The sequence below is a fragment of the Aerococcus urinae genome, from assembly GCF_001543175.1.
In the GTDB taxonomy this organism is placed as follows: domain Bacteria; phylum Bacillota; class Bacilli; order Lactobacillales; family Aerococcaceae; genus Aerococcus; species Aerococcus urinae.
The window spans coordinates 632,824-648,597 of record NZ_CP014161.1; the positions used below are offsets into that span (position 1 = coordinate 632,824).

The 15,774-nt window shown below is 41.5% G+C and carries 13 protein-coding genes; all 13 read left to right on the forward strand.

Annotation, left to right across the window (positions count from 1 at the left end; translation table 11 throughout):
- The first annotated feature begins 7 nt into the window (after nt 1-7).
- The 13 genes from ftsL to ileS all read left to right on the forward strand — a co-directional run bounded on the left by ftsL (nt 8) and on the right by ileS (nt 15,774).
- A complete protein-coding gene (gene ftsL / locus AWM73_RS02815; RefSeq protein WP_060777993.1) occupies nt 8-418 on the forward strand; it encodes a cell division protein FtsL in 411 nt (136 codons plus the stop codon).
- Nucleotides 402-2,558: a penicillin-binding protein gene (locus AWM73_RS02820; protein ID WP_060777994.1), complete on the forward strand. Its 2,157-nt coding sequence runs from the start codon at nt 402-404 to the stop codon at nt 2,556-2,558. Before ftsL ends, AWM73_RS02820 begins: the two co-directional genes overlap by 17 nt.
- A gap of 20 nt (nt 2,559-2,578) precedes the next feature.
- Nucleotides 2,579-3,526 carry a phospho-N-acetylmuramoyl-pentapeptide-transferase gene (gene mraY, locus AWM73_RS02825; RefSeq protein WP_060777995.1) on the forward strand — a complete coding sequence of 316 codons (948 nt, stop codon included), beginning with the start codon at nt 2,579-2,581 and terminating at the stop codon, nt 3,524-3,526.
- 9 nt (nt 3,527-3,535) lie between these two features.
- Complete coding sequence (gene murD / locus AWM73_RS02830; protein ID WP_060777996.1) at nt 3,536-4,924, forward strand: UDP-N-acetylmuramoyl-L-alanine--D-glutamate ligase; 1,389 nt, start codon at nt 3,536-3,538, stop codon at nt 4,922-4,924.
- Nucleotides 4,925-4,938: 14 nt separating this feature from the next.
- Nucleotides 4,939-6,033 carry an undecaprenyldiphospho-muramoylpentapeptide beta-N-acetylglucosaminyltransferase gene (gene murG / locus AWM73_RS02835; protein ID WP_060777997.1) on the forward strand — a complete coding sequence of 365 codons (1,095 nt, stop codon included), beginning with the start codon at nt 4,939-4,941 and terminating at the stop codon, nt 6,031-6,033.
- Nucleotides 6,034-6,044: 11 nt separating this feature from the next.
- Entirely contained in the window at nt 6,045-7,313 is a 1,269-nt protein-coding gene (locus tag AWM73_RS02840; protein WP_060777998.1) for a cell division protein FtsQ/DivIB, read from the forward strand.
- Between the two features lie 209 nt (nt 7,314-7,522).
- Nucleotides 7,523-8,905 (forward strand): cell division protein FtsA, encoded by a 1,383-nt coding sequence (gene ftsA / locus AWM73_RS02845; RefSeq protein ID WP_060777999.1) that lies wholly within the window; start codon nt 7,523-7,525, stop codon nt 8,903-8,905.
- Nucleotides 8,906-8,937: 32 nt separating this feature from the next.
- Nucleotides 8,938-10,227 (forward strand): cell division protein FtsZ, encoded by a 1,290-nt coding sequence (ftsZ, locus tag AWM73_RS02850; protein WP_060778000.1) that lies wholly within the window; start codon nt 8,938-8,940, stop codon nt 10,225-10,227.
- Between the two features lie 4 nt (nt 10,228-10,231).
- On the forward strand, nt 10,232-10,900 hold the full coding sequence (locus AWM73_RS02855; RefSeq protein WP_060778001.1) for a YggS family pyridoxal phosphate-dependent enzyme: 669 nt from the start codon (nt 10,232-10,234) through the stop codon (nt 10,898-10,900).
- 20 nt (nt 10,901-10,920) lie between these two features.
- Nucleotides 10,921-11,163, forward strand: a complete 243-nt coding sequence (locus AWM73_RS02860) for a YggT family protein (protein WP_013669306.1) — start codon at nt 10,921-10,923, stop codon at nt 11,161-11,163.
- 17 nt (nt 11,164-11,180) lie between these two features.
- Complete coding sequence (locus AWM73_RS02865; protein ID WP_060778002.1) at nt 11,181-11,966, forward strand: YlmH family RNA-binding protein; 786 nt, start codon at nt 11,181-11,183, stop codon at nt 11,964-11,966.
- 13 nt (nt 11,967-11,979) lie between these two features.
- Nucleotides 11,980-12,672, forward strand: coding sequence for a DivIVA domain-containing protein (locus AWM73_RS02870; RefSeq protein WP_060778003.1), 693 nt, complete (start codon nt 11,980-11,982; stop codon nt 12,670-12,672).
- A 318-nt stretch (nt 12,673-12,990) separates the two neighbouring features.
- A complete protein-coding gene (gene ileS / locus AWM73_RS02875) occupies nt 12,991-15,774 on the forward strand; it encodes an isoleucine--tRNA ligase (protein ID WP_060778004.1) in 2,784 nt (927 codons plus the stop codon).

Here is a 15,774-nt window from a genome sequence, read left to right on the forward strand (position 1 = left end):
CGTTAATGTGTCATCACCAGCACTTGAAAGAGAGAAAGCTAAACTTCAATATGCCCTGCCTAAGGAGGAAATTGATCACACTTATAGTCATTCAGCAAAATCTTTAAATGGTCACTATCATGTGGAGACCTCTACTTTTTTTACGGGAAAAGATTTTTTGCTTTCAGCAGGAATGATTCTCTTTTTAATGGTGGCGATTTTTTGGCTGATTAATGCACGTTCTTCAGTGGACGCTAAAAGACAAGAATTACAAAATGTGCAAAGAGAAACCCAGGCCTTAAAAACGGAAAAAGGCAATCTCCAACAAGAAGTTAATGAACTATCTAGTTATGAAAGAGTTATGCAGTATGCTAAGGACAACGGCTTGAAGCTAGAAGAAGAAAATATAAGGAATGTCACGAATGAAACATCAAAATAGCAAGCAAAACCGTTTACAATTTCTGCATATCATGATGCTCTTGGTTAGTTTTATCTTTGTCCTCTTTGTGGGGAGACTGGCTTATATCATGCTGGGTGGAGAAGTTGATGGGGTGGACTTAAGAGCAAGTGCACAGCAACAATATGGAAGAAGTAGTATTCAATTGGCTAAACGTGGAACCATCTATGATGTTGGTGGTAACGCGATAGCTACGGATGCTACTTCTTATAATTTATACGCGGTTTTAACCTCCGCTTGGGCCGATGAAGGCGCCGAACCCATCCATGTTCCTGATGATCAAAAAGAGCACACAGCAGAAGTTTTAAGTAAGCATATTGATATGTCAAAAGAAGACATTCTCAAACAATTAAATACGGAAAACGCCACCCAAATTGAATTTGGCCAAGCTGGGAAAAACCTTTCCTATGCGAAAATGCAAGAAATTCAAAATGAAAACCTGCAAGGGATCCACTTTGACCCCCAACCTTCCCGCCTATATCCGTCGGGAATCTTTGCCTCTCACGTGATTGGTTATGCCCAATTTCAAGAAGCAGAAAATCCCCTGGATAGTCGCCTCGTGGGGCAATTAGGCTTAGAGAAGAGCTTAGACTCCCATCTGGCAGGAAAAAATGCTATCAAAGATTACCAGGCTGGCCATGACCAAGTCGCTGTCAATGATGCCAATAGTGATGATAATGAAGCGGCTAACAGTGAAGCTAAAGATGGCTTAGATGTCTACACGACCATCGATACCCGTTTACAAACCTACTTAGAGGGTTTGATGTCTAACATCTATGATAATTACCATCCTGAATCGATGACAGCTATGTTGGTTGAGCCTTCTACTGGGAATGTTCTCGCAGCCAGCCAACGACCGACTTTTAACATGCAAACCCGCAAAGGGATTGAAGATATGTGGACCAATCTTTTGGTTGGCGAAGCCTTTGAACCCGGGTCAGTCATTAAGGTTTTAACCATTGCTGCTGCTATCGAAGAAGGGGTTTTTGATCCTGATGCTACCTACCAATCGGGGAGTATTATTGTGGATGGTATCCGCATTAGTGACTGGAATAAGGTCGGTTGGGGAACGATTACCCAGTTAGAAGGATTATCCCAATCATCTAACGTGCTTGTGGTAAAATTGGTTCAAGCCATGGGCTATGATACCTGGCATAAGTATATGGTGGAGTTTGGCTTAACTCAGAAACCTAATTCAGGTTTTTCTGATGAAATAGCGGGTTCGATGAATTATGATGAAGAACTCCAAAAGGCCAATACCGCTTTTGGACAAGGGATTCAAGTCACGCCTTGGGCCCTAATGCAAGCCTATACCGCAGTAGGAAACGGTGGCAAGATGATGAAATTACATGTGATTGACCGCCTAGAAAAAGAAGATGGCAGTATTGAAGTTGTCAAACCAGAAGTGATTTCCTCACCGATTTCTGAAGAAACCGCTCAAAAAACCCTGAAAGCCTTGGAGTCCATCGTCTATGCCCCAACTGGTACTGGTAAAATCTATGATGTGGAAGGTACCCGCCTAGCGGTTAAGACTGGGACAGCAGAAATTTTTGACGAAAAAGCGGGTCGTTACTTATCCGGTGAATCGAATTATTTACATTCAGTTGTCGGCTTTGCACCTTCCGATCATCCCCAATATATTTTATACTTAACCCTAAAGAAACCATCTCCTTCAGCAGGAAAGTTGGCCCAGGTACAGCTTTCAGAAATCTTTGTTCCCTTTATGAAACGGGCGATGGAATATGGGAAGTTAGACCAATCCGACCAAGCCCATTTAACAGCAGTGCCTAATGTGGTTAACAGCAGTATCCAAAGTGGCCAGCAAACCATGCAGGGAAATGGCTTTGTCAACGTTGAGGTGATTGGTGACGGGGATAAGGTGATTGAACAATTTCCACAAGCGGGTACCAGACGGTCTTTAGATAATCGTGTTTATCTCTTAACTAATGGGCAAGTGGAAATGCCTAACTTCCTTGGCTTAGAAAAGACGGAAGCTATTACCTTAGCACGTTTGTTAGGAATTAATCTCAAAGTGAATGGTGAAGGTAAAGTGATCAGTCAAAATATTGAGCCTGGCCGGCCAATTTCTGATGGCCAGGGGCTTACTGTAGAATTACAATAATGAGAACGGGAGAATCATTTATGTTATTTACCTTTATATTGAGTTTTTTAATAACGGTTATCTTGATGCCAATCTTTATCCAATGGATGCATGCTAAACAATTTGGTCAGGAAATTTTAGCCATTGGCCCCAGCTGGCACAAGCAAAAAAGTGGTACCCCCACTATGGGAGGTTTAGTTTTTCTCTTTGCTAGTTTGCTGGCCTTGACGATTCACAAACTTTGGCATTCGTATTTTTCTCTTCCCTTAGTTATTCTAATGCTTTCTTTGATTCTTTTTGCTGGAATCGGTTTTGTGGATGACTTTTTGAAAATTTTCAAAAAACAAAATGAAGGTCTCACATCGAAGCAAAAATTTCTATCCCAGCTTATGGCATCGGCCATTCTGATTCTGGCCATGTATTTTTCGGGGTTAAACATTTCCTTACCGCTTCCCTTTGGCTTTAGTACATCATCTTTTTTAGTGGTTTTTATTTTTGCGGTCTTTTGGATTACCGGCTTTTCAAATGCATTCAACCTCACCGATGGGATTGACGGTTTAGCCAGTGGTAACGGGATTATTAGCTTAACTGCCTATCTCATTATCTTTTTAAAACAAGGACAGATGGATCTGGCGCTTTTTAATGTTGCCTTGATTGCTTCTTTATTTGGCTTTCTAATCTTTAATATGAAAACCGCTAAAGTCTTTATGGGCGACGCTGGCTCTTTGGCAATTGGCGCTAGCCTTGCCGTGATTAGCTTAATGACTGGAAATCCTTGGAGTTTACTAGTTTTCGGTTTTATTTACGTCGTGGAAACGGCTAGTGTCATGATTCAAGTCACTTATTTCAAAAAGACTGGTAAGCGAATCTTTAAAATGACCCCCATCCACCACCATTTTGAAATGGAAGGTTGGAGTGAATGGAAAATTGACTTTGTTTTATGGGGCATTGCTGCAGCTTTAAGTGTTATCGGAATTTTTATTTTTTAGGAGTATATTATGGAGCAAACATCTAGTAAGCAAACAGTAAAGAATAAAAAGGTTTTGGTCTTAGGTTTGGCCAAAACGGGTCTGAGTGTGGTTAAGAAACTCGCTGCCGAAGGTGCGATTGTGACTGTCAATGATAAACAGCCCCTAGATGAGAATAAAGCCGCCCAAGATCTCATTGAGCATAATGTTCGTATTATTTCTGGCTATCATCCGATTGAACTCCTAGACGAGGACTTTGCTTTTATGGTCAAAAATCCTGGCATTCCTTACAGCAATCCTATGGTTCAAAGAGCCCAAGAGTTGAATTTACCGATTTATACTGATATCGAACTTCTAGCCTGGTTTAACCAAGCGGAGGTCATTGGCATTACCGGGTCAAATGGTAAGACAACCACCACCTCTTTATTGGGAGAGATCTTACAAGGCGCTAAGGAATTGATCGGAAAAACGGAAGTAGCCGGTAATATTGGCATTCCGGCCTTAACCGCCAGCCAAGGACTGAGTCGTCAAGACCGCTTAGTCTTGGAATTGTCCAGTTTTCAATTAATGGGAATTGAAACTTTTCGTCCCCATATTGCAGCCATTATTGACCTCTACCCCACCCACTTAGACTACCATGGAAGTATTGAAAATTACCTTGCTGCTAAATGGCGGATTACTAAGAACCAAGGACCGGACGATTACTTACTATTAAACTATGACCAAGAAATCCTTTGGCAAAAGGCTAAGGAAAGTGCTGCCCAAATTATTCCGATTTCTATAGAAAGTGAGTTGGAAAAAGGGGCATGGTATAATGAAAAAGAAGGGACCCTAATGTGGGGGAGTGAGGCGGTCTTAAAACGAGAAGACCTCTTCTTACCTGGTAAACATAATGTTCAGAATGCCTTAGTCGCTCTTGCCATCGCTAAATTATTAGGTGTAAGCAATGCAAGTATCCAAGCAGCTTGTTCCCAATTCCATGGGGTCAAGCACCGGATTCAATTTGTTGATCAAATCATTGGACGGCGCTTTTATAATGATTCCAAGGCGACCAATAATGAGGCATCCATCACAGCCTTACGTAGTTTTAAAGAGCCCTTGGTTTGGATAGCTGGTGGCTTGGATCGAGGAAATGGTGTGGAAGAACTATTAGAAGAACTAGGTCAGGTGCATGCCCTAGTAGCTATGGGAGAAACCCAGGACAAATTTATCGATCTCGCTAATAAGGCAGGAATTTCTCAAATTAGTGTCGCTAAAAATATTGAAGAGGCGACCCAAGCCGCTTACCGTTTAAGCCAGCCAGGAGATGTGATTCTTTTATCCCCTGCCTGTGCTTCTTGGGACCAATACCCTAATTTTGAAGTGCGTGGTCAACGCTTTATCGATGCAGTAGCAGAATTAAAGAAACAGGAAAGCTAAAAAGGAGTTTTACTATGCGAATCGTTTTATCTGGTGGTGGTACAGGCGGGCATATTTATCCAGCCTTAGCACTGAGGAAAGAAATTTTAAAGCAATACCCCCAAGCGGAATTCCTCTATATTGGAACAGAAAAGGGTCTTGAAGGGAAAATTGTTCCTGATTTGGGCATTGACTTTCAGACGATTAGAATCCAGGGGCTAAAACGCTCACTTTCCTTTGACAATGTGCGCACTCTAGCCTATATGGTCAAAAGTATTCATCAATGTAAAAAATATTTAAAAGCTTTCCAACCAGATGTGGTGATTGGAACAGGTGGCTATGTTTGTGCACCGGTTCTTTACCAAGCCGCTAAGATGAAAATTCCAACGATTATTCATGAACAAAATAGTGTTGCTGGTGTCACCAATAAGTTTCTCAGTCGCTATGTTGATAAAATTTGTATTTGCTATCCTGAGGTCAAGCAAGATTTTAAACATCACAAAAATAAGGTGGTCTTTACGGGAAACCCTAGGGCCCAAGAATTAGCTGGAGATACTTCTCAAGTCGATTTAGAAAGCTTTCAATTAGATAATGACCTGCCGACAGTGCTTATCTTTGGCGGAAGCCGGGGGGCGCAACGGATCAATGAGGTAGTTCTGGATATGGTGGGTGAACTACAACACCGGTCCTATCAAAGTATTATTGCTACGGGAGATATTTACTATGAGGATTGGCAGGCGCGTTTCCCTAATATGAAGAACTTTTCCAATGTTAGGATCCTGCCTTATATCAATAATATGCCTGAACTTATGCGTAAGGTAGACTTAGTCGTTTGTCGGAGCGGAGCAACGACGCTTACCGAACTGACGGCAGTCGGTACACCGAGTATCTTGATCCCTAGTCCTAATGTGACCAATAACCACCAACAACATAACGCTGAAAGCTTGGTCAACAATCAGGCCGCCAAAATGATCCTAGAAAAAGACCTCAGCCCCAAACGTTTAATGCAAACCATCGATGAACTAATGGCTAATCCGGGAAAGCGCATCCAAATGAGCCACCAAGCGAAAAACTTAGGTGTCCCTGATGCTAGTGATCGGATTATTCAAGTCATTAAAGATCTGCTTTAAAGGAGGTTATTATGGTTGATTGGGATAAGGAAGCCCGACGCTTTCGTCAACGGCGTCAAGAGGTCGAGAAGCAGGAAGAATTGGCTGCAAGAGAAGGCCAAGCCGATGAGTCCAGTGATGACCCTGGACAAAGTCAAGCGCATCCACAAGAACATTTAGGGCAAAAAGATAAGCAACAAGACCTGCCAGATGAAGAAGAGACTAAGGACGAAGATCCCTCTAAGCATCAAGAGAAAAAGCACAAAAAGACTTTTAATCATAGAAAGTATATCAATTGGACCTATTTATCCCGGTCAAAGAACAAAAAAGTGCAGTTAAAATCAGTCTCATGGTCACGATTGATTTTAGCTGCTGCTTTCCTTTTTATGATTATTTTTAGTGTTTTTTGGCTTTCACCACTTAACCGTATCGCTGCAATTGAAGTAAGTGGGAATAATATTGTCCCTCAAGAGCAGATTCTCTATGGATCAGGCTTACGGGAAAATATGACCTATCTAGGGATTGAATCAAAAACCGGGGTGGTGGATAACCGCTTAAAACAATTGTTCCCCAGTGTCCGCAGTGTTCAGCTGAATGCTAAGGGAAATCGAACGGTTGAAGTTAATGTCCAAGAATTCCGTGCCATTGGCTATGTAAAGAAACAAGATTTTTATTACCCGGTTTTGGAAAATCATATTATTCTTGATGGGGCTATTCCTTATCTTGACCAGGATATTCCCTTATTTACTGGTTTTGAAGACCAAGAACTTCTTCATCTGGCCAACCAACTTTCCAAATTGTCTGATGACTTACTGGCTAAGATTAATGAAGTTGTGAATATTAGCGATGATAATTATCCTAACCACATCGCTTTAAAAATGGAAGATGGCAATATCGTGGTAGGTTTTATCGATAGTATTGCTGACCGGATGCAGTACTACGACCAAATCGTTAGCGAATTAGAAGGGAAAACCGGGGTAATTAATATGGAAGTCGGTAGCTATTTCCAAGAAAAAACTCCTCTAAACGATCCTTTTGTGAGTCCGGAGGAAAAAGCTTCCTACCAAGAAAAAGTGGACCAGGCAAAGGAAAAGTCTAAAGAAAAGCAGGCAAAGGCTGATAAGCATAGCAGCGAGTCTAAGCCAGGAGATAAACCTAAGCCAAGAGGAGAGCAAAGCGGAGTAAGTGAGGAAGTGACTTCTTCACAAAGGCAAACTAGTAGTCAGTCCAACCCTAGACCCGGTACTAATTCGAGCCAGCAGTCATCAACAGTGACTCAGACTAGGTCAAGTAATTCTTAAAATTTATTTATTAAATTGGATTGAAAAAAAAGACTTGTCTCTTATACAATGATTAAAAACAATTAATAGCCCTATTTGCCGGCCAAGTGATAGAAGTAAAAAGGCCGATTACTAACAAATTCGTTTCGTCTTAATAGGATTTATGTTAAAATTAATTGCGATATAGTCATATCTAATACTTATAGAATTAAATAGGAGGTTTCAATCATATGGTTCAACCCAAAACATATGTAGGATTAGACATTGGAACCACTTCCGTCAAAGTCGTTGTTGCCGAAAATGTTAATCAACGTTTAAATATTATCGGTGTTGGTAGTCAACGCTCTGAAGGCCTAAGCCGAGGAGTAATTGTTGATATTGATAAAACCGTCGAAGCGATTAGAAGTGCAGTAAACCAAGCCGAACAGAAAGCTAACATACAAATTGATCGAGTGGTTGTCGGCGTTCCAAGTAATCAAATTAATATTGAACCTTGTTACGGAATGATTGCCGTTTCAGGAGAAAATCGAGAAATCACCGACAAGGACGTTTACAATGTCTTATCAGCAGCTAAAGTGAGAGCTGTACCCCCGGAGAGAGAAATTATTTCAGTTGTTCCTGAAGAATTTATCGTTGATGGTTTTGATGGCATTCGCGACCCACGTGGTATGATTGGCGTACGTTTAGAATTATACGCCAGCATGATTACCGGTCCCAAAACCATCATTCACAACATTAAACGTTGTGTCGATAAAGCTGGTCTCATTGTTGATGATCTCGTTGTTCAACCCTTGGCCAATGGTCAAGTGGCTTTATCTGAAGATGAACGCGATTTTGGAACTATTATCATTGACATGGGTGGCGGGCAATCTACAGCCAGTGTCATTCATGAAGGTCAATTAAAATTCTCTTATGTTGATCAAGAAGGTGGAGAATATGTTTCAAAAGATATTTCCACCATACTCAATACGACTTTAGAAAATGCTGAACGTATTAAATTAGAATATGGCTACGCAAAATCAGACGTTACCAGTCCTGATGAATATTTCCCAGTTGAAACGATCGGGAAAAAAGACCCTGTTCGTGTTGATGAACAGTATCTTGCAGAAATTATTGAAGCACGTTTACAACAAATAATTGAAACGCTAAAGAAAGCCCTAGACCAAGTGGAAGCCTTTGAACTTCCTGGAGGAGTTGTGATCACCGGAGGAGCCGCTTCCTTACCAGGTCTAGTTGATTTGGCTGAGGAAATGTTTGGCACGGATGTTAGGTTCTATATTCCTGAACAAGTTGGCCTAAGAAATCCAAGCTTTACCACAGCATATGGCGTTGTGGCTTATGCAGCTAAGCTACCAGATATTTATCATGTTGCTCAAGGAAAGACCCATTCTGTAAACAGTAATCAAAGTAAACCAAGTTACCAAGCTTCCAATCAAGCCCTTCATCAAGAGGCAGTTGTGGATGAACCAACTTATAAGGATTCTGTAACGAATGATGAGCGTGATGTTTATGCAACAGCTGAAGATGCTGGTCAAGAGTATCAAGATGACAACCAAGAAGATGAAGGATTCTTACAAAAAATACGTCAAGTTTTTGATGATATGTTTAGTTAAGAGGGAATTGCTTATAAATAGGAGGATTAACTATGGATTTAGAATTTGATAATACTGCAGAATACAACAATAACGCTAACATCAAGGTCATTGGTGTTGGTGGTGGGGGTAACAATGCTGTTAACCGCATGATCGATGAAGGTGTTAAGGGTGTTGAATTTATTGTTGCTAATACTGATACCCAAGCCTTGGCTAACTCTAAAGCAGATGCAAAGATTCACTTAGGTCCTAAAGTGACTCGTGGCCTTGGTGCTGGTGCCCAACCAGAAGTAGGGCAAAAAGCCGCTGAAGAAAGTGAAGACCAAATTCGCGAAGCCTTAGAAGGTGCTGATTTAATCTTTATTACCGCTGGTATGGGTGGTGGTACCGGTACTGGTGCTGCTCCAATTGTTGCACGTATTGCTAAGGAAGACTTAGGTGCCTTAACTGTTGGGGTAGTTACCCGTCCATTCACCTTTGAAGGTCCTAAACGTGGTCGTGCAGCTGCAGAAGGTATTGCTAATATGAAAGAATATGTGGATACCTTAGTGACCATTTCAAACAACCGTTTATTAGAAATCGTTGACAAGAAAACTCCAATGCGAGAAGCTTTTGGTGAAGCTGACAATGTTTTACGCCAAGGGGTGCAAGGAATTTCTGACCTGATTACTTCACCAGGTTATGTGAACTTGGACTTTGCTGACGTGCGTACTGTGATGCAAGACCAAGGAACAGCCTTAATGGGCATTGGTACCGCTAGCGGGGAAAACCGTACGGCTGAAGCAACCAAGAAGGCCATTTCTTCACCATTATTGGAAGTCTCCATTGATGGTGCTGAACAAATTCTCTTGAATATTTCTGGTGGGGAAGACTTAACCTTATTTGAGGCCCAAGATGCTGCTGAAATTGTTGGCGCGGCTTCTTCTAGCGAAGTAAACATCATTTTTGGTACCACCATTAATGATCGTTTAGATGACGAGGTTGTGGTAACTGTTATTGCTACCGGGATTGATCCTGAACGTCGTCAAGAAAAACAACGTAAGGCAAAAAAGCAACGTCCGGTTAGCCAACCTACACCAAATTATCAAGATCAAGCTTTCCAAAACCAAGGACAAGCCAGAAATTTAGGCAATCGTCCCGAATACTTTGAAGAAAAACAAGTTCCTAATAACCAAGCTTTCCAAAGTCGCCAAGGACAAGTAAGCCAAGAACCTTGGAATGATTCAGGACGTAATTATGGTGGTCAAGACCCACGCTACCAACAAGACAACCGCTTTACTGATAACGTTAGTGAAGATGATGAGTTAGACACACCACCATTCTTTAGAAAGCGTCGTCGTTAAGATCATGACGATTCAAGCGAATGTAAAACAAATTGAAGGTATCATAGAGGATACTAAGCAATCAGCGTGTTCTTCAAACAAGGTCACGCTGATTTGCGTTTCTAAATATCATAGTCCTGAAGAGGCCATGGCAGTATACCATTGTGGCATCCGTCACTTTGCAGAAAATTATGTCCAAGGCTTATTAGCTAAAAAAGCAGCTATGCCGGATGATGTGATTTGGCATTTAATCGGGCCCTTGCAGTCACGGAAGGTCAAAGAGGTTATTAATGAAATCGACTATTACCATGCCTTAGACCGTATAAAGATAGCTAAAGAGATCGACAAGCGGGCGGCTAAAGCGATTAAATGTTTTGTTGAAGTGAATATATCTGGAGAAACTTCCAAACATGGTCTAACAAAGGAAGAGACCCTTCCCTTCATCGAACAATTAGCTGAATATAAGAAAATCAAGGTAGTTGGTCTGATGACCATGGCTCCGAGTGCCGCCAGTGACTCAGAAGTTCAAGAAATTTTTAGCCAATTGGCAAGCTTGCGTGACCAAGTTGCTGACCAGCAATGGATGCACGCTCCTTGCACCGAGCTTAGCATGGGAATGAGCCAAGACTATCCACTTGCCATTAAAGAAGGGGCCAGCTTTATTCGCGTAGGGTCAGCTTTCTTCAAAGACTAGCCAAAAAGGTAGGAATGTTAATGATTAATTTTATTCAAAATGTATTGCAAATATATATTTCTGTTATCATCGTTTGGGCACTTTTATCCTGGTTGCCAGGCGCAAGACAAAGTCGCTTGGGCCAATTATTGGACCGGATCGTCAGACCCTATATTGACTGGTTCGAACGGATAATCCCACCGATCGGCGGTATTAGTTTTAGCCCTATTGTAGCCATCTTAGTCTTAGAATTAGCCATTAGTGGCTTAAATGTTTTACGCTAGAAGGACTGTTATTTGAGATGACCGATTCGATTTTGATGCATTTCTTGTCAAGTGAGGCGGATTTTGTTGACCAGGTGATTAATTGGAAAAACCGAGTGGCTTCATCCTTTCAACCCTTTTTAAGCCACTTTTTGGATCCTAGAGAGCAGGCCATTGTTTATTCCATCATTGGTAAGGATGAAGACCTAAAGGTTAAAGATTTTGGCGGTTATCCTCAAGCTGAAATGCGCCGGATGATCATTGCTCCTCGCTATGAGGAGATCAATGATAGTGATTTTAACATTAGCCTGATTCAGATTAATTACGCCGCCAAGTTCAACCATATTGAACATCGCCAGGTCTTAGGGACTTTACTGGGACAAGGTTTACAAAGAAATCGAATTGGCGATATTATTCACTCTGACTTAGACTGGCAATTTTTTATTGATGCTTCTCTCATTGACTTTGTAAATAGCCAAATTCAGCGTATTGGAAAAGTCAGTGTTAAATTAGAAGCCGTTGATTTTGCTGATCGTATCCAAGTGGAAGATCCTTGGCAGCCTTTGGAAAGATCACTAGCTTCTTTTCGCATGGACTTGGTTTTAAGCGAGGGCTTTAACTTGTCGCGGTCAAAGGTAAAATCAGCCATTGAAGCTGGCTTAGTGAAATACAATTGGATGCCCTTAACCAATAGTGCTCAAACAGTGACTGAAGGAGATATTTTATCGCTTAGACATCGTGGTCGGCTGCGCTTAGACAAGGTGCTTAAGGTCAGCAAAAAGGGCAAGTATCGGGTACAATTAAGTCGTTTAGAAAATCGCTAGGAGGTTACTTTCGATGCAAGCTAAACAAGTGAGAGAAAAAAAATTTAATAGCAAAATGCGGGGTTATGATAAAAAAGAGGTCGATGCTTATCTCAAAGAGCTTTCCATGGTCATGGATAATTTGGAGACCAATAACCAATATTTGCAACAAGAATTATACGATGTCAATAACCAGCTCGATGAATATCGTGAACGAGAAGCCTCAGTGAATCGGTCTATAGTAGTTGCCCAACAAGCCGCTGACCGGGTGCGGGCGGATAGCTTGAATGAGGCTGATCTTATTATTCAAAAAGCCGAATCGGAAGCCCAAAAACTCCTACAAACAGCAGCGGATAAAGCCAATACCATTGTTAAAGAGAAATCACGGCTCAGGGAAATGTCGCGCTACTACATCTTCCAAATGCAAGGCTTGATTAATAATGCAAAAGAAGTTTTAGATGATCCGCAATGGCAGGAACTCTTTGCAGATCAAGAAGAAGAAAAAGTTGAGACGCCGGTATTGGACGAAGTCCTAGCTGGGGAGAACTTCCAGGTACGCAACCAGGAAGCTGACCAACTCTACCAAGAAGCTTTGGATGAGGCTAAGCATAAACAAGCGCAAAAAGAATTTTTTGACCAAGCTTCTGGAGACCAACCAGCCCAAATGCCTGAGGAGGCACAAAAACTATTTGATGAAGAAGCGGAGAAACTGGATAGCGATAATTAGAACAAAGCAAATGGGCGCTATTTTGAAGTTGAAAATTTAGCATTTCTTGCGTATAATTGATTGCAATAAGATTTACAACAGAACACGGTTTAAGGTACTTTAATCTGAGCGAGTCTATGTGGGGTGCGAGATAGATGATTAAGGCCTTAGATTATCATCTGTTGACCTGTTTAGCTGAACATGTAGAGTAAGCTGGGCCGTTAGTTGCGTTAAGACTTTAAGGCAGAACTTTATCTGTAAAATTGGGTGGTACCACGAGCACACATCGTCCCTTTGGGCGGTGTGTTTTTTATTTTAATGAGAGGAAGCAATTGATATATGAAAATGAAAGATACTTTAAACTTAGGAAAAACGAAGTTTCCTATGCGGGGAAATTTACCCAAAAAAGAACCCGAACGTCAAAAAGAATGGGAAGAAAATCAGGTTTATGAAAAACGTTTGAGCCAAAATAAGGACAATAAACCCTTTGTTCTCCATGATGGCCCTCCCTATGCCAATGGAAATATTCATATTGGTCATGCTTTAAATAAGATTACCAAGGATATCATTGTCCGTTCTAAAAACATGCAGGGCTATTATAGTCCCTATGTGCCTGGCTGGGATACTCATGGCTTACCGATTGAACAAGCGGTGACTAATTCAGGAGTAGACCGTAAGTCAATGTCCACAGCTGAATTTCGTCAGATCTGTCAAGATTACGCGAGCCAGCAAATCGATAGCCAACGCCAAGACTTTAAACGCTTAGGTGGCCAAGGGGATTGGGAAGACCCTTATATTACCTATACTAAAAAGTTTGAGGCCCAAGAAATCCGTGTTTTTGGTGAAATGGCTAAGAAGGGCTTAATTTATCGGGGAAATAAACCGGTATATTGGTCACCTTCAAGTGAATCAACCCTAGCTGAGGCGGAAATTGAATATAAGGACGTGGAAACCCCAAGTATCTATGCTGCCTTCAAGGCCAAGGATACTAAGGGCAAATTACCAGAGGATACTGAATTTATTATCTGGACCACCACACCATGGACCTTGCCTGCTAGTGAAGCTATTGCAGTTCATCCACAAATCGAATACAGTTTAGTGGCAGTCAATGGTCATCACTATGTCGTTGCTAGCGAATTGCTAGAAAGTTTAGCAGAAAAATTCCAGTGGACCGATTATCAAGTTGAAGATAGAGTCTTAGGTCAAGATCTGGAATTAATGAAGGCCAACCACCCATTCTATGACCGCGAATTACTACTCATCCTGGGGGACCATGTGACCACTGAATCAGGTACTGGTTTAGTTCATACGGCGCCTGGTCATGGGGAAGATGACTACTATGTCGGGGTTAAATATGGCTTAGATGTCTTATCCCCTGTGGATGACCAAGGCTGCTTTACTGAAGAAGCAGAAGGTTTAGAAGGGATCTTCTACGAAGAAGGGAACGACTTAGTCATTGATAAAATGACTAAAAATGGCACTTTATTAAAGGTAGAATACTTTGTCCATAGTTATCCCCATGACTGGCGGACCAAGAAACCAGTTATTTTTAGAGCCCTCCCTCAATGGTTCTGTTCAGTAGATAAAATACGTGAAAAGACCCTAGATGTTATCAATAATGAAGTGACTTGGTGGCATCCTTCTGGTCAACACCGGATCTATAACATGATTCGTGACCGGGGTGACTGGGTCATCTCTAGACAAAGGGTTTGGGGAGTTCCACTACCTATTTTCTATGGAGAAGACGGCACACCAATCATTAGCGAAGAAACGATCGACCATGTGGCTAAGCTCTTCGAAGAACATGGGTCAAATATTTGGTTTGAAAAAGAAGCCAAAGACTTACTCCCTGAATGCTATGAAAATGAACACTCTCCAAATGGCGAATTCACTAAGGAAAACGACATTATGGACGTTTGGTTTGACTCAGGCTCATCATGGGCTGGGGTTTTACAAACTCGAGATGAACTTTCCTATCCAGCAGATATGTATCTGGAAGGGTCTGACCAATACCGTGGTTGGTTTAACTCTAGTCTCTTAACTTCTGTTGCCGTTAATGACCATGCGCCTTATAAGGAAGTCGTTTCCCAAGGTTTTGTTAACGATGGGGAAGGACGTAAAATGAGTAAGTCATTAGGAAACACCGTCTCTCCTAATGATGTCTGTGACCAACGTGGGGCAGATATTTTGCGCCTCTGGGTGGCTTCAGTAGATTCCCGCTATGATGTCCGCATTTCTGATGATATTCTGGGGCAAGTGGCTGAGTCTTATCGGAAGATCCGGAATACCTTGCGCTTTACCTTAGGAAATCTCTTTGACTTCGATGCCAAGGAAAATTATGTTGCTTATGAGGAACTTGACAGTATTGATCAATATATCTTGGTCCTACTTAATGAATTAGTTGACCATGTCATTGACTACTACAATCACTATGATTTCAACAGTATTTACCAAGAAATCATTAATTTCCTCACCCAAGTCATGTCTAGTTTCTATTTGGATTATTCCAAGGATGTTACTTATATTCTCTTAGCCGATGATCCTAAACGTCGCAACATGCAAACGGTAATGTACGAAGTATTGAAGAAAATGACTATTTTACTGACACCAATTATTCCCCATACCACGGAAGAAATTTGGTCCTACATGGGTGAAGCTGAAGACTATGTCCAATTAGCAGACTTCCCTGAAGTAGAAAACTATAGTAATGCTGAAGACTTAAAAGCAAAATGGGAAAAATTCTTCAACTTTAGAAATGATGTTAACCATAGCTTAGAAAGCGCCCGTAACGAAAAAGTGATCGGTAAGTCTTTAGAAGCCAAGGTCATTGTTTATGCTAAGGAAGATAGTCGTCAATTCTTAGAAAGCATCGGAGAAGACCTAAAAACCTATCTGATTGTTTCTCAATTAGATGTTAAGGACTACCAAGAAGCTGATGACCAAGCTACAGATTATGAAGACTATGCCATCACTATTGTTCCAGCTGAAGGTAAGGTCTGTGAACGTTGCCGGGGCGTCTATCCTTCTGTTGGTAGTGTTGAAGAAGCAGAAAACCTTTGCCAACGTTGTGCCGAAATCGTGCTGAACCACTTCCCTGAAGCCCTAGTTAAAGAGGAAGATTAG

Excerpts from the sequence above, each read along its gene's own strand:
- AWM73_RS02870 (WP_060778003.1), top strand. The coding sequence starts at position 11,980 with ATGCAAGCTAAACAAGTGAGAGAAAAAAAATTTAATAGCAAAATGCGG.
- AWM73_RS02860 (WP_013669306.1), top strand. The coding sequence starts at position 10,921 with ATGATTAATTTTATTCAAAATGTATTGCAAATATATATTTCTGTTATC.
- AWM73_RS02865 (WP_060778002.1), top strand. The coding sequence starts at position 11,181 with ATGACCGATTCGATTTTGATGCATTTCTTGTCAAGTGAGGCGGATTTT.
- ileS (WP_060778004.1), top strand. The coding sequence starts at position 12,991 with ATGAAAATGAAAGATACTTTAAACTTAGGAAAAACGAAGTTTCCTATG.
- AWM73_RS02820 (WP_060777994.1), top strand. The coding sequence starts at position 402 with ATGAAACATCAAAATAGCAAGCAAAACCGTTTACAATTTCTGCATATC.
- ftsZ (WP_060778000.1), top strand. The coding sequence starts at position 8,938 with ATGGATTTAGAATTTGATAATACTGCAGAATACAACAATAACGCTAAC.
- mraY (WP_060777995.1), top strand. The coding sequence starts at position 2,579 with ATGTTATTTACCTTTATATTGAGTTTTTTAATAACGGTTATCTTGATG.
- AWM73_RS02855 (WP_060778001.1), top strand. The coding sequence starts at position 10,232 with ATGACGATTCAAGCGAATGTAAAACAAATTGAAGGTATCATAGAGGAT.
- murG (WP_060777997.1), top strand. The coding sequence starts at position 4,939 with ATGCGAATCGTTTTATCTGGTGGTGGTACAGGCGGGCATATTTATCCA.
- AWM73_RS02840 (WP_060777998.1), top strand. The coding sequence starts at position 6,045 with ATGGTTGATTGGGATAAGGAAGCCCGACGCTTTCGTCAACGGCGTCAA.
- murD (WP_060777996.1), top strand. The coding sequence starts at position 3,536 with ATGGAGCAAACATCTAGTAAGCAAACAGTAAAGAATAAAAAGGTTTTG.
- ftsA (WP_060777999.1), top strand. The coding sequence starts at position 7,523 with ATGGTTCAACCCAAAACATATGTAGGATTAGACATTGGAACCACTTCC.